Genomic DNA, 12,405 nt, shown 5'->3' on the forward strand with positions numbered 1-12,405 from the left:
GGGGGGGTTTTGGGTTTGTTGTGTAAGATCTGACCGTGCTCGCCCTTACAAAACACCCCACCACACGCCAACCCCGCCCCCCCCCCCCGGCGCCCCCCCCCCCCCCCCCCCGGGCCGCCGTGTAGTCTCCCCGCTGAGAGGTGTCGGGAGGTGACCGTGACGCAGTACGCCGGGGGTGGGCAGGTCCCGCCGCGTCCCGTCGCTCCGCCGGGGCCGCAGCCGCCGGGGGCCGCCGCGCCGCCGCCGGTGCCGCCCGCTCCGGCTCCTGTTCCCGCCGCCGCGCCGCCGGTTCCGGCCGCTCCGGTGCCGCCCGCTCCTGTTGCCGCGCCCGCCCCGGCCGCACCCGCGCCCGGCGCGCCGGTCCCCGTCGGGTCCACCGGGCACTTCGTGCTGCCCTCCGGCACGCCCGTGCAACTCCCCGCCCACCCGCCGCAGCGGCACGCGCCCACCAGTCCGATCGCCGTCCTGCTGATCGGCCCGGCCGGGGCCGGCAAGACCACCGTCGCCCGGTACTGGGCCGAGCGCCGGCCCAGCCCGACCGCGCACATCAGCCTGGACGACGTCCGCGAGTGGGTGCAGTCCGGCTTCGCCAACCCGCAGTCCGGCTGGAACAACGCCTCCGAGGCGCAGTACCGGCTGGCCCGCCGCACCTGCGGCTTCGCCTGCCGCAACTACCTCGCCAACGGCATCTCCTGCATCATCGACGACGCCGTCTTCCCGGACCGCCCGGCCATCGGCCTCGGCGGCTGGAAGCGGCACATCGGCCCCGGCATGATCCCGGTCGTGCTGCTGCCCAGCCTGGACTCCGTGCTGCACCGCAACGCCCGGCGCGGCGGCACCCGGCGGCTCGGTGACGAGGAGGTGGCGCGGATCCACGGCCGGATGGCCGGCTGGTACAACTCCGGGCTGCCGATCATCGACAACTCGTACCTGGACGTGGCCGGCACCGCCGCCGAGCTGGACCGCGTCATCCTGGCCCGGCTGATGGGCATGCCGGTGCGCTGATCTGCGACGATCCGGCGGTGTCGGTGCCGGCTGCGATGATGTGCGGGTCCTGTCGAACCACCCCGGGGGAGCTGACGCCCGTGCCGGAAGGCCACATCATCCACCGCCTCGCCGCCGAGAACCGGAAGGCCTTCGGCGGCCGCCCGGTCGAGGTGTCCAGCCCGCAGGGCCGGTTCGCCGACGAGGCCAAGGCCATCGACGGGCAGCTGCTCACCGCGGCCGAAGCCGTCGGCAAGCACCTGTTCCTCGGCTTCGAGGAGGGCGCCTGGGTGCACGTCCACCTCGGCCTCTACGGCGGCTTCGCCTTCGGTACCGGGCCCGCGCCCGAGCCGGTCGGCCTGGTCCGGCTGCGGCTGGCCAACGACGACGGCTACGCGGACCTGCGCGGCCCCAACACCTGCGCGCTGGTCACCGGAGCGGAGAAGGCCGCCGTCGCCGCCCGGCTGGGCCCCGACCCGCTGCGCGCCGACGCCGACCCGCAGGCCGCCTGGCGCCGGATATCGGCCAGCCGGACGACCGTCGCCGCGCTGCTGATGGACCAGAAGGTGCTGGCCGGGGTGGGCAACGTCTACCGGGCCGAGGTGCTGTTCCGCCACGGGATCAACCCGCACCGCGCCGGCCGCGACCTCACCCGGGGCGAGTGGGACGCGATCTGGGCCGACCTGGTCGCCCTGATGCACGAGGGCGTCGGCGCGGGCCGGATCGACACCGTCCGCCCCGAGCACACCCCCGAGGCGATGGGCCGCCCGCCGCGCGTCGACGACCACGGCGGCGAGGTGTACGTCTACCGGCGGGCCGCGATGCCCTGCCTGGTCTGTGGCACCGAGGTCCGGACGGAGCAGCACGCCGCGCGCAACCTCTTCTGGTGCCCCGCCTGCCAGGCGGCCTGACCGCGTTCGAGGGTTGCTCCGGCCGGGCCCCGGCGCGTCCTCCGGAGGAGCCGGTCAGACGACGGCCGCGCTGGGCTCGTGGTGTTCGGCGGCGGCGCACGCGTCGAGGAGGGGGCGCAGGGCCTCGTCCACGAGCCGGTAGCGCACGATCCGCCCGTCCTTGTCCCCGGTGACCACGCCCGCGGTGCGGAGCAGCCGCAGGGCCTGGGACACGGCGGGGTCGCGCATGCCGGTGGCGACGGCGAGGTCGGAGACGGCGAGCGGGCCGGCCCGGTGGAGGGCGAGCAGGAGGGCGAGCCGCCCGGGGTCGGCGAGCAGGGAGAACCGCTCGGCCCAGGTGCGGACGTGCGCGGGGTCGCCGATCGCGGCGATGGCCTCGCAGACCCGGTGTCCGTCGATGGTGCGGTGGCCCGCGCGGTCGGCCGGTACGAGATGCATGCGCACATTGTTGCAGGAGGGGGCCTGTGATCCTGGACACCTGCGCAGGTGCGCAGCCTTGCAAGGGTGGGTCCTGGCCCCTACGGTGTTCCCCGCCGTGGTGCTCGGGAAGACCGGTGACGGATCCTCAGGGGTCCCAGTCCGGAGCGGCCCTCGCCACTGTGATCGGGCCATCGTGATCGTCGACGATGGAGAGACGTCCGTACCCACGACGCCACTGGGAGCCTCGCGCACCTGGGAAGGCGGGTACGGGACCCCCGTAAGCCAGGAGACCGGCCACGGCATCTCACGAAGTGTTTCCACGAGGTGCTGGAGCGTGACCCGAATGACCCTGCCCGAAACCGCCGCCGCCGAGGCGCCGGCGACACCGTCCGTGCTGCCCACGTTCCGCTGGAAGCGCGAGGACACCGTCCGCACGGCCGGGCTGATGGGGGTGATCCTGGCCATGCACGTGGTGGCCTTCGGGACGCTCGTCTTCCTGGTCGCGCCCCACAACTACGCGGTCGGCACCCAGGTCTTCGGGGTGGGCCTCGGGATCACCGCGTACACCCTCGGCATGCGGCACGCCTTCGACGCCGACCACATCGCGGTGATCGACAACACCACCCGCAAGCTGATGGCGGACGGCAAGCGGCCGGTCTCGGTCGGCTTCTGGTTCGCCCTCGGGCACTCCTCGATGGTGGTGCTGATGGCCGCCCTGGTGGCGGGCGGCGCGCAGCTGGCCAGCACGCTGATGGACGACGACTCGACCACCCACAAGTGGCTCGGGATGGTCGGCACGACGGCCTCCGGCGCGTTCCTCTACCTGATCGGCGCGCTCAACCTGGCCGCGCTGCTCGGCATACTGAAGGTGTTCCGGGCGATGCGGGCCGGGTCGTACGACGAGGCGCAGCTGGAGGAGCACCTCAACTCGCGCGGCTTCATGGCCCGGGTGCTGAACCGGGCGACCCGGTCGATCACCCGGCCCGGGCAGATGTTCCCGGTGGGCATGGTGCTGGGGCTGGGCTTCGACACCGCGACCGAGGTCACCCTGATGGTGATGGCCGGGTCGGGCGCGGCGGCCGGGCTGCCCTGGTACGCGATCGTCTGCCTGCCGCTGCTGTTCGCGGCCGGGATGAGCCTGTTCGACACCCTGGACGGGACGTTCATGAACTTCGCGTACCAGTGGGCCTTCGCGAACCCGGTCCGGAAGGTGTACTACAACCTGACGATCACTGGGCTGTCGATCGCGGTGGCCTTCGTCATCGGCACCATCGAACTGGTCGGCGTGCTGCACGAGAAGCTCGATCTGACCGACCCGGTCACCGGCTGGATCGCGGGCATCTCGCTGGACAACGTCGGCTACGCGATCGCCGGGCTGTTCGTGGTGGTCTGGGCCGCGGCGATCGCCTACTGGAAGCTGGCCCGGGTGGAGAAGCGCTGGGTGGCCGCCGAGTAGCGACGGCTGCGATCAGCGACGGCAGCGATCAGCGACGGCGCCTCCCCCGGGATCCCGGGGGAGGCGCCGTTTCGTCGCTGCGGGCCGGTGCCGGTCGTCGGGCGGGCGGGGTTCAGCGCTCTTCGCGGAAGTCGACGTGCCGGCGCGCGACCGGGTCGTACTTGCGCAGGACCATCCGGTCCGGGTCGTTGCGGCGGTTCTTGCGGGTCACGTACGTGTAGCCGGTGTCGGCGGTGGAGCGGAGCTTGATGACGGGGCGCAGTTCGCTGCGGGCCATGGGTGTCCTCCCGGGTTGGCGGGGTGTTCGGGGCTGAGGCGAAACCGTACACCGAAATGGAAGTCATTTTCATCTGGTGTAACGTGAGCTCCGTCCCGCCCATTCCCGGACGCCAGGGAGCACCCATGTCCGCCCACTGCCAACTCACCGGCCGCCAACCCGGATTCGGCAACGCGATCTCGCACTCGCACCGCCGCACCCGCCGTCGCTTCGACCCCAACATCCAGCACAAGCGCTACTGGCTGCCCGGTGAGGGCCGGTACGTCCGGCTCACCCTCAGCGCCAAGGGCATCCGCACCATCGACACGATCGGCATCGAGGCCGCCGTCGCCCGCATCCGCGCCCGAGGGGGGAAGGTCTGATGGCCAAGCAGAGCAAGATCGCCAAGAACGAGCAGCGCCGCGCCGTCGTGGCCCGGTACGCCGAGCGCCGCGCCGAGCTCAAGCGGATCATCGCCCACCCCGGCACCGCCCCCGCCGAACGCGCGGACGCCCAGGCCGAACTCGCCCGCCAGCCTCGCGACGCCAGCGCCACCCGGATCCGCAACCGCGACGCCGTCGACGGCCGCCCCCGTGGCTACCTGCGCGCCTTCGGCCTCTCCCGGGTCAACCTCCGCGTTCACGCCCACGCCGGCCACCTGCCCGGCGTCCGCAAGGCCAGCTGGTGAGCGGCGTGGACGGGATCAAACTGCCCGTGGTGGTCGTCGCCGGACTGCACGCCGACGAACGCCGCGCCGCCGTCCGGGAGTTGGCGGCGGCAGCGGTGGACGCGGTGGTCCTCCACCATGACCTGCGGGAGGCCTCGCAGGGCGTCGTCCACCGTGAACTGCGCGACGCGGGAGGCGGGTTCGACGCCGCCGACGTCCCGCTGGTGAACGACTGCCCCTGCTGCGCCCTGCGCGAGGACCTGCTGCCGCGACTGCTGCGGATCGCCGACGAAGGCCGGTACGGGCTCGCGATCGTCGAACTGTGGGGCGGTAGCGACCCGCACCCGGCCGTCGAGGTGATCGCCGGGGGAGAGGCGGACGGCCGCCACCTGGAGGACGCCGTCGAACTCGCGGGCGTGGTCACGGCCGTCGACCCGGACCGGCTGATCGGCGAACTCTCCGTCTCCGACGACCTGGTGGAGCACGGCGAGCACACCGCCGTCCAGGACCAGCGGACCCGCGCGGAGGCGCTCGCCCACCAGGTCGAGTACGCCACCACCCTCGCCGTCCCGCGCGCGACGGCGCACGCGCCCGGGCTCGCGTTGCTCCGCCAGCTCCACCCCACCGCCCGGGTCGTCCGGCTCGGCACCGGGGCGCTCACCCGGGCCGCCCTCGGCGGCTTCGACGTCGCCGCCGCCCGCGACCGGGTCAACCCGGCGATCGCGCTGCTCCCGCAGGAGAGCGACGAGGCCGGCGTCACCACGCTGGTCTGGGAGCGCCGACGCCCGCTGCACCCCGAGCGGCTGCACCGGGCGCTGGAACTGCTCGTCCCCGCCGCCCAGCGCAGCCGCGGCCGCTTCTGGCTGGCCAACCGGCCCGACCTGATGCTCGCCTGGGACGCCGCCGGGGCCAACCTCGCCGTCGAGGAGTGCGGCCCCTGGCTCACCTCCCTGCCCGACGCCGCCTGGGAGCTCTACCCGCCCGCCCGCCGGGCCGCCGCCGCCCTCGACTGGCACCCTCTGCACGGCGACCGGGTGCAGCAGCTCAGCTTCACCGCGGAGGGCCTCGACGTCGACGGCGTCACCGGGCTGCTCGACTCCTGTCTGCTCACCGACGCCGAACTCGCGGCGGGCGAACCCGGCTGGAAGGCCCTGCCGGACGCCTTCCGGGACCTGCTCGACCCCGTTCACTGAGGAGCCGTCACTGTGCGTAAGCGACCGAACCCGCCCAAGGCCCGGCCGAACCCGTTGTTCACGGCCGGCATCGAGTACATCGACTACAAGGACACCGACCTGCTGCGGCGCTTCGTCTCCGACCGCGGCAAGATCCGGAGCCGCCGCGTCACCCGGCTCACCGTCCAGCAGCAGCGCGCCGTGGCCAGGGCCGTCAAGAACGCCCGCGAGATGGCCCTCCTCCCGTACGCCGCCGGCACCACCCGGTAACCGGACCACCGTCACCACCGCCACCACCGTCACCACCCGACAAGGAGCCCCCGATGGCCGTCCCCAAGCGCAAGACGTCCCGCAGCAACACCCGGCACCGCCGGGCCCAGTGGAAGGGCAAGGCCCCGAAGCTCGTCCCGATCACCCTCAACGGCCGCGAACTGCTCGTCCCCCAGAACCTGGTCCCCGCCTACCGCCGCGGCCTGATCGACCCGGAGGGGGCGTAGCGACCACGGAGGGGGCGTGCGGGGGTGGGGGCGCGCCCTGTCGGGGGTGCTCGGCGGGCGGATCGGAGTGGGGGTTCGTAGGCTCGACGCATGTCTGATGCGTACGCGGGTCGGCGGGAGCGGGTGAGGGAGCACTGCAGTGCGGCCGGGGCCGATGCGGCGCTGATCACCCGGGCGGCGAACGTGCGGTATCTGACGGGCTGCGCGCCCTGCGGGGCGACGCTGCTGCTGACCCGGGAGCGGGTGCTGCTGGCAGTGCCGGACGATCTGCCGGCGGACGACACCGGGGAACACCTGATCGCGCCGGACGTCACCCAGGTACCGGTGGCGGCCTCGGCGGACACCGCCCTGGCGGCGGCCGCCGCCGCCGTGCGACTGGGCGTGGCGGACCTGGCGGTGGAGGAGCACGACCTGACCGTCAGCCGCCACCGCGCGGTGGCGGGCCTGGCGGAGGGGGCCCGGCTGGCCGACCTGGGGCAGGTGGTCGAGCGGCTGCGGGTGGTCAAGGACGAGCACGAGATCGCCGACCTGCGGATCGCCGCCGAGATCGCCGACCAGGCGCTCGGCGAACTGCTGGAGTCGATCCTGGTCGGCCGCACCGAACGGCACCTGGCGATGGAGCTGGAACGCCGGATGATCGACCACGGCGCGGACCGGGCGGCCTACCCGGTGTCCGTCGGCACCGGCAGCCACTCCGGCCAGCCCGCCCACCAGCCGACCGACCGCCGGGTGGAGGAGGGCGACTTCCTCACCGTGGTGATGGGCGCCCAGTACCGGGGCTACGGCGTCTCCACCGCCCGGACCTTCGTGATCGGCGCCGCGCCCGCGCCCTGGCAGGTGGAGCTGCACCGGTTGGTGTTCCGGGCCCAGCGGGCCGCCCGGGAGGCACTCGGGCCGGGCGTGGAGCAGTACGTGCCCGACCGGGCCGCGCGGCAGATCCTGGAGGCGGCCGGCCACACCGAGACCTCCCCGCACCCGGTGGGCCACGGCATCGGGCTGGAGATCCGGGAGGCGCCGCGCCTCGGTCCGTCGGACATGGGTAAACTGGACAGCCGCGTGCCGGTCACCGTCGGCCCAGGGGTCCACCTCCCGGGCAAGGGCGGTGTCCGGATCGAGGACACGCTCGTGGTGCGTCCCCCAGAGGAGGGCGGGCCCGAGCTGCTCACCATCACCACCAAGGAGCTCCTCGCCCTGTGACCGCGGCCGCCCGTCGGCCGTCGGCGGCAGGACGCAAGCCTTGGTTCCTTGACAGCTATATCCAGGAGTAAGTGCGCCCGTGGCTTCCACGAACGATCTCAAGAACGGCATGGTCCTCAAGCTGGAGGGCGGCAAGCTCTGGTCCGTCGTCGAGTTCCAGCACGTCAAGCCCGGCAAGGGCCCGGCCTTCGTGCGCACGAAGCTCAAGGAGGTCCTGACCGGCAAGGTCGTCGACAAGACCTTCAACGCCGGCACCAAGGTCGAGACCGCCAACGTCGACAAGCGCGGCATGCAGTTCTCGTACAAGGACGGCGAGAACTTCGTGTTCATGGACACGGACACCTACGACCAGATCGTGGTCGAGCCGGCCGTCGTCGGCGACGCCTCCAAGTACCTGCTGGAGGGCTTCGAGGCCCTGGTCGCCATGTACGAGGGCTCCCCGCTGTACATCGAGCTCCCGGCCTCCGTCGAGCTGCTGATCTCCCACACCGAGCCGGGCGTCCAGGGCGACCGCTCCACCGGCGGCTCCAAGCCGGCCACGCTGGAGACCGGTGCCGAGATCGCCGTGCCGCTCTTCATCGTCACCGGTGAGAAGATCAAGGTCGACACCCGCGACGGCAGCTACCTCGGCCGGGTGAAGTAAGTCCGTGTCGGCCGCACGTAGCAAGGCCCGCACCCGGGCCTTCCAGATCCTCTTCGAGGCCGACCACCGCGGGGTCGACCCGCAGCGGGTCCTCGCGGACTGGGTGGCCCGCGCCCGCGAGCCGAAGCCCGACGAGGGCACCCCGCAGGTCGGCGAGTACACCATGGAGCTGATCGAGGGGTACGTCCAGCACGCTCGCCGGATCGACGACCTGATCTCGCAGTACGCGGTGGGCTGGACCCTCGACCGGATGCCGATCGTGGACCGCAACGTCCTGCGGCTCGGCGCCTACGAGCTGATCTGGGAGGACGGCGTCCCGGACGCGGTCGTCCTGGACGAGGCCGTGGAGATCGCCAAGGAGTTCTCCACGGACGACTCCCCGGCCTTCGTCAACGGCCTGCTCGCCCGCTTCCTGGAGCTGAAGCCGAGCATCCGCCGGTAGGTCCCGACCACCGGCGGTGGTGAGACCCGCAGAACGGCCGCTGGACCCGGATTCCGGGTCCGGCGGCCGTCGCGCGTTTCACCCGGGCGGCGTAAGGTGGTGCCCTACTCGCCAGTAACTTGGCGTTCGGAAACCCGCAGTGAAGGGCAGGCCACCCCCATGACCACCGCGACCCGCAGCGAGTTCGACCAGGGCATCGCCCTGACCCGGCACCCTGACGAGCCCGGCCGCTACGAGGCCGAACTCGGTGCCGGCTGGCAGATCGGCGGCGGGGTCAACGGCGGGCTGCTGCTCGCCGTCGCCGGACACGCGCTGTCGCTGGAGCACGGCGACCACCCCGACCCGGTGTCGATCAGTGGTTACTACCTGTCCGCCTCCACGCCCGGCCCGGCCACCGTCCGCACCGAGGTGCTGCGCACCGGCCGCGGGCTCTCCACCGGCACCGCCTCGCTCAGCCAGGACGGCGTGGAGCGGCTGCGGGTGGTCGCCAGCCACGGCGACCTCTCCACCGCCGACGGCGAGGTGCGCACCAGCGCCGTGCCGCCGCAGCTGCCGCCGCCGGACCAGTGCGTCGGCGTCGAGCACGCGCCCCGGGAGCTGATCGCCCAGGCCGAGCTGCTGGAGCGCTTCGACCTGCGGCTGGACCCGGCCACCATCGGCTGGGCGCTCGGGCAGCCGTCCGGCAACGGGCGGATCCAGGGCTGGTTCCGGCTCGCCGACGGCCGCGATCCCGACCCGCTGCTGCTCCTGCTGGTCGCCGACGCGCTGCCGCCGGTGACCTTCGACCTGGGCCTGCCCGGGTGGGCCCCGACCGTCGAACTGACCGTCCACCTGCGGGCCAGGCCGGTCCCGGGCTGGCTGCGGGTCACCCACGCCACCCGCAACGTGGCCGGCGGGTACTTCGAGGAGGACGCCGAGGTCTGGGACGAGTCCGGCCGCCTGGTCGCGCAGTCCCGCCAGCTCGCCCGGGTGCCGCGGACGGCGTGAATCACATCGTCTTACCGTCGGTTACATTCCTGTGACACGCCGTACGTGTGCGGCGCGCGCGGATGGGGAGATAGACGGTCAGCGGCGAGCCGGCCGCTGACCGTCACCCGCCGACGGTACCCGTCGATGCCAGGAGCCATCCCGTGAGCGAGCGCAGCGAGCGAACCACCGAGAGGCGCGCAGGGGCGCAGGCCCGTGCCGAGCGCAGCGAGGTGGGCGCATGAGCCGCAACGGCCGCGCCCGCCGCAACTCCGACTGCACCGCCGGCGGCCCGCGACCCACGGTGCGGGCGCCGCACCAGCGGCGGCGGGTCGAGGGGGCCGAGCAGGTATTCGTCATCGGGATCCTGACCAGCGCGGCCGACTTCGCCCGGGCCCGTGCCTGGGGGCTGTCGAACGCCGCCGACCACGAGCACTACCTGGCCGAGACCGCCGAGCTGCTGGCCGACGCCCTGGAGCGCTTCGACACCGTGCGGGCCCGGATGTTCCACCCGCAGGACTTCGCGGAGTTCTGCGTGCTGCACGGGCTGGACCCGGCCGAGCCGCTCGCCCGCGACCGCTACCTGGTCAATCCGCCGTTGCAGACCCAGCTGTTGGCCTATCAGGGCGAGGAACTGGCCGGGGATTTCGTGCCGCGCCTGGTCCGGGCCCGGGAGAACGGGCTGACGCTCTGCCACGCCGACCTGCTGCTGGACGGCGGCCTGTCCGGGGCCGCGGGCGAGGTCGACGAGGAGCACGCCCGCTGGGTGCGCGCCGCCCGCCAGCGCGGCGCCGAGGTGTTCCGCCGGATGCTGGTCGGCGCGGGCGCCGGGGTGTACGAGCTGCGGCTGCGGGTGGACGCGCCGGGCGGGCGGCTGACCGCGGCGGCCCGGGTGCTGCAGTGGGAGGACGGCGTGGTCCGGATCAACGACGAGGACCTGGAGCTGGTCTGCGCGGTGCTGTGCGCCGGATTGGCGCTGGAGCTGCCGGGGGTGGCGGTGCTGCACGGCTCGCAGGGCTCGGTGGCGGCGGGCGGCGCCCGTGGCGGAGCCGCCGACGAGCACTTCCTGCCGGCCTCCTGGGCCTGGTCGAGCGGCGGGCAGGACTGGGCGCCGGCTGCCGGGCCGGTGCGGCTGGACGGCGTGGCGGCGCAGCCCGGCTACAGCCTGGGGACGGTCTGCTGAGCCGGCCGTGGACGCGCGACGGCGCGGCCCCCGGGATGCGGGGTGCCGCGCCGTGACGTTTCTGCACGGCCCGGGGCGTGGCCCGGACCGCGGACCGAGCCGGCGGGAGTCGGTGCGGCGAGCGTCAGCTCGCCTCCTCCTCGCGCACCGCGCGGCGCGCGTCGGGGTTCAGCACGCCCCAGGAGATCAGCTGCTCGGTGAGGATCGACGGCGACTGGTCGTAGATGACCGCCAGGGTGCGCAGGTCGTCCTGGCGGATCGACAGCACCTTGCCGTTGTAGTCGCCGCGCTGGCTCTGGATCGTCGCCGCGTAGCGCTGCAGCGGGCCGGCCTTCTCGGACGGGACCTGGGTCAGTCTCTCCAGGTCGAGCACCAGGCGCGGCGGCGGCTCGGCCGCGCCGCCGGGGGTGCCGCCGGGCAGCAGCTCCTGCACCGGGACGCCGTAGAACTCCGCCAGCTCGGCCAGCCGCTGCACGGTGACCGCACGGTCGCCGCGCTCGTACGAGCCGACGACGACTGCCTTCCAGCGCCCCTGGGACTTCTCCTCGACACCGTGCAGGGAGAGACCCTGCTGAGTGCGGATCGCTCGGAGCTTGCCTCCGAGTTGCTTCGCGTAGTCGCTGGACATTGATCTCCCCGGACGAGATTGCTTCGCGTTCAGTGGTGGGTCACGGACGATTGCCGACGCCGTTACCGGTGGGTTCGACGTCCGTCTCGTAACTCACTGTGAGGTTACGTAGAGTAAGGTAGCTGCGTCAAGCCGAATGGGGCAGTCGTGCGAATGGCCCGCATCCGCGGCGCGTCCGGGGCGTGAACCCGGCGAAGCGGAATGGTGCGTGTCCGGTTGCCTCCCGGCCCGCTGCTAGGATGGCTCGAAGCCCGCGCCCGGTCGGCGGGGGCAGTCCCAGACATCCTTTAAGGCCCGTCCAGTGAGGCGGGGAAGGAGGTCCGCTTCGGCATGACCACACACCAAGATTCGACGCCGCGACCGCCGCACCAGGTGCTGGACGGCACGGACATCGCCCGGGTCGTCACCCGGATAGCGCACGAGATCGTCGAGCGCGCCAAGGGCGCAGAGGACGTCGTGCTGCTCGGCATCCACACCAGGGGCGTCCACCTCGCCCGCCGCCTGCACGGCCGGCTGGCCCAGATCACCGGGCGCGAGATCCCGCTCGGTGCCCTGGACATCACCATGTACCGGGACGACCTGCGGCTCAAGCCCGCCCGCGCCCTGGAGCACACCGAGATCCCGTCCGGCGGCATCGACGGCAAGCTCGTCATCCTCGTCGACGACGTGCTCTTCTCCGGCCGCACCATCCGGGCCGCGCTCGACGCGCTGAACGACATCGGCCGCCCGCGCGCCGTCCAGCTCGCCGTCCTGGTCGACCGCGGCCACCGCGAGCTGCCGATCCGGGCCGACTACGTGGGCAAGAACCTCCCCACCTCGCTGCGCGAGGCCGTGCAGGTGCGCCTGTCCGACAGCGACGGCGTGGACGCCGTGCTGGTCGGCGACCGCGACTACACCGATGCGTCGCGCTCCGCGCGCGATGAACAGGGTTCGCAGGCCCTGGCCTCCCAGCCGTCCGAACCGCACCTTTCGGAGTAACCCGC

17 protein-coding genes and 1 riboswitch are annotated in these 12,405 nt (G+C 73.2%); of the genes, 14 read left to right on the top strand and 3 right to left on the bottom strand.

All coding sequences use genetic code 11. The features are described from left to right. Window positions 1-150 precede the first annotated feature (150 nt). A complete protein-coding gene (locus tag AC07AL_RS17185) occupies window positions 151-1,005 on the top strand; it encodes an AAA family ATPase (protein ID WP_478317737.1) in 855 nt (284 codons plus the stop codon). Window positions 1,006-1,085: 80 nt separating this feature from the next. Next, entirely contained in the window at window positions 1,086-1,895 is an 810-nt protein-coding gene (locus tag AC07AL_RS17190) for an Fpg/Nei family DNA glycosylase (RefSeq protein ID WP_400803582.1), read from the top strand. Between the two features lie 54 nt (window positions 1,896-1,949). On the opposite strand, the gene AC07AL_RS17195 is transcribed toward AC07AL_RS17190, so the two are convergent. Next, complete coding sequence (locus AC07AL_RS17195; RefSeq protein ID WP_363583120.1) at window positions 1,950-2,333, bottom strand: ArsR/SmtB family transcription factor; 384 nt, start codon at window positions 2,331-2,333, stop codon at window positions 1,950-1,952. 81 nt (window positions 2,334-2,414) lie between these two features. Continuing rightward, window positions 2,415-2,628, top strand: a riboswitch (cobalamin riboswitch). 30 nt (window positions 2,629-2,658) lie between these two features. Between AC07AL_RS17195 and nicT the strand changes: the two genes are divergently transcribed. Then, complete coding sequence (nicT, locus tag AC07AL_RS17200) at window positions 2,659-3,771, top strand: Nickel transporter NicT (RefSeq protein WP_478317765.1); 1,113 nt, start codon at window positions 2,659-2,661, stop codon at window positions 3,769-3,771. Between the two features lie 112 nt (window positions 3,772-3,883). Here the strand turns inward: nicT and rpmG are convergent, their stop codons facing one another. Further along, window positions 3,884-4,048 carry a 50S ribosomal protein L33 gene (gene rpmG / locus AC07AL_RS17205; protein WP_363583122.1) on the bottom strand — a complete coding sequence of 55 codons (165 nt, stop codon included), beginning with the start codon at window positions 4,046-4,048 and terminating at the stop codon, window positions 3,884-3,886. A gap of 125 nt (window positions 4,049-4,173) precedes the next feature. Here rpmG and rpmB point away from each other — a divergent pair, with 125 nt between their 5' ends. The 10 genes from rpmB to AC07AL_RS17255 all read left to right on the top strand — a co-directional run bounded on the left by rpmB (window position 4,174) and on the right by AC07AL_RS17255 (window position 10,794). After that, window positions 4,174-4,410 (top strand): 50S ribosomal protein L28, encoded by a 237-nt coding sequence (rpmB, locus tag AC07AL_RS17210; RefSeq protein WP_363583124.1) that lies wholly within the window; start codon window positions 4,174-4,176, stop codon window positions 4,408-4,410. Further along, a complete protein-coding gene (rpsN, locus tag AC07AL_RS17215; RefSeq protein ID WP_363583126.1) occupies window positions 4,410-4,715 on the top strand; it encodes a 30S ribosomal protein S14 in 306 nt (101 codons plus the stop codon). Before rpmB ends, rpsN begins: the two co-directional genes overlap by 1 nt. A 5-nt stretch (window positions 4,716-4,720) precedes the next feature. After that, window positions 4,721-5,887, top strand: a complete 1,167-nt coding sequence (locus AC07AL_RS17220) for a CobW family GTP-binding protein (protein WP_400844160.1) — start codon at window positions 4,721-4,723, stop codon at window positions 5,885-5,887. A gap of 12 nt (window positions 5,888-5,899) precedes the next feature. Continuing rightward, window positions 5,900-6,136 carry a 30S ribosomal protein S18 gene (rpsR, locus tag AC07AL_RS17225; RefSeq protein ID WP_363583130.1) on the top strand — a complete coding sequence of 79 codons (237 nt, stop codon included), beginning with the start codon at window positions 5,900-5,902 and terminating at the stop codon, window positions 6,134-6,136. A gap of 53 nt (window positions 6,137-6,189) precedes the next feature. Next, window positions 6,190-6,363 (top strand): 50S ribosomal protein L32, encoded by a 174-nt coding sequence (rpmF, locus tag AC07AL_RS17230; RefSeq protein WP_063346769.1) that lies wholly within the window; start codon window positions 6,190-6,192, stop codon window positions 6,361-6,363. A 90-nt stretch (window positions 6,364-6,453) separates the two neighbouring features. After that, window positions 6,454-7,560 (top strand): M24 family metallopeptidase, encoded by a 1,107-nt coding sequence (locus tag AC07AL_RS17235; protein ID WP_363583132.1) that lies wholly within the window; start codon window positions 6,454-6,456, stop codon window positions 7,558-7,560. 79 nt (window positions 7,561-7,639) lie between these two features. After that, complete coding sequence (gene efp, locus AC07AL_RS17240) at window positions 7,640-8,203, top strand: elongation factor P (protein ID WP_350877845.1); 564 nt, start codon at window positions 7,640-7,642, stop codon at window positions 8,201-8,203. A gap of 4 nt (window positions 8,204-8,207) precedes the next feature. Beyond that, window positions 8,208-8,645 (top strand): transcription antitermination factor NusB, encoded by a 438-nt coding sequence (gene nusB / locus AC07AL_RS17245; RefSeq protein WP_063346766.1) that lies wholly within the window; start codon window positions 8,208-8,210, stop codon window positions 8,643-8,645. A gap of 159 nt (window positions 8,646-8,804) precedes the next feature. Further along, window positions 8,805-9,632 (top strand): thioesterase family protein, encoded by an 828-nt coding sequence (locus AC07AL_RS17250; RefSeq protein WP_363583134.1) that lies wholly within the window; start codon window positions 8,805-8,807, stop codon window positions 9,630-9,632. Window positions 9,633-9,852: 220 nt separating this feature from the next. Then, a complete protein-coding gene (locus AC07AL_RS17255) occupies window positions 9,853-10,794 on the top strand; it encodes a hypothetical protein (protein ID WP_400803566.1) in 942 nt (313 codons plus the stop codon). Between the two features lie 124 nt (window positions 10,795-10,918). Here the strand turns inward: AC07AL_RS17255 and bldD are convergent, their stop codons facing one another. Next, on the bottom strand, window positions 10,919-11,422 hold the full coding sequence (gene bldD / locus AC07AL_RS17260) for a transcriptional regulator BldD (protein ID WP_031072501.1): 504 nt from the start codon (window positions 11,420-11,422) through the stop codon (window positions 10,919-10,921). 330 nt (window positions 11,423-11,752) lie between these two features. Between bldD and pyrR the strand changes: the two genes are divergently transcribed. Continuing rightward, the gene (pyrR, locus tag AC07AL_RS17265; protein WP_363583138.1) at window positions 11,753-12,400 is read left to right on the top strand and encodes a bifunctional pyr operon transcriptional regulator/uracil phosphoribosyltransferase PyrR; all 648 of its coding nucleotides are present in this window, start codon (window positions 11,753-11,755) and stop codon (window positions 12,398-12,400) included. Window positions 12,401-12,405 lie beyond the last annotated feature (5 nt).

The organism is Kitasatospora sp. NPDC043949, assembly GCF_056435365.1.

Coding starts and splice junctions, on each gene's coding strand:
- AC07AL_RS17195 (WP_363583120.1), bottom strand. CDS start 2,333: ATGCATCTCGTACCGGCCGACCGCGCGGGCCACCGCACCATCGACGGA.
- nicT (WP_478317765.1), top strand. CDS start 2,659: ATGACCCTGCCCGAAACCGCCGCCGCCGAGGCGCCGGCGACACCGTCC.
- rpmG (WP_363583122.1), bottom strand. CDS start 4,048: ATGGCCCGCAGCGAACTGCGCCCCGTCATCAAGCTCCGCTCCACCGCC.
- rpmB (WP_363583124.1), top strand. CDS start 4,174: ATGTCCGCCCACTGCCAACTCACCGGCCGCCAACCCGGATTCGGCAAC.
- rpsN (WP_363583126.1), top strand. CDS start 4,410: ATGGCCAAGCAGAGCAAGATCGCCAAGAACGAGCAGCGCCGCGCCGTC.
- rpmF (WP_063346769.1), top strand. CDS start 6,190: ATGGCCGTCCCCAAGCGCAAGACGTCCCGCAGCAACACCCGGCACCGC.
- AC07AL_RS17235 (WP_363583132.1), top strand. CDS start 6,454: ATGTCTGATGCGTACGCGGGTCGGCGGGAGCGGGTGAGGGAGCACTGC.
- AC07AL_RS17250 (WP_363583134.1), top strand. CDS start 8,805: ATGACCACCGCGACCCGCAGCGAGTTCGACCAGGGCATCGCCCTGACC.
- AC07AL_RS17255 (WP_400803566.1), top strand. CDS start 9,853: ATGAGCCGCAACGGCCGCGCCCGCCGCAACTCCGACTGCACCGCCGGC.
- bldD (WP_031072501.1), bottom strand. CDS start 11,422: ATGTCCAGCGACTACGCGAAGCAACTCGGAGGCAAGCTCCGAGCGATC.
- pyrR (WP_363583138.1), top strand. CDS start 11,753: ATGACCACACACCAAGATTCGACGCCGCGACCGCCGCACCAGGTGCTG.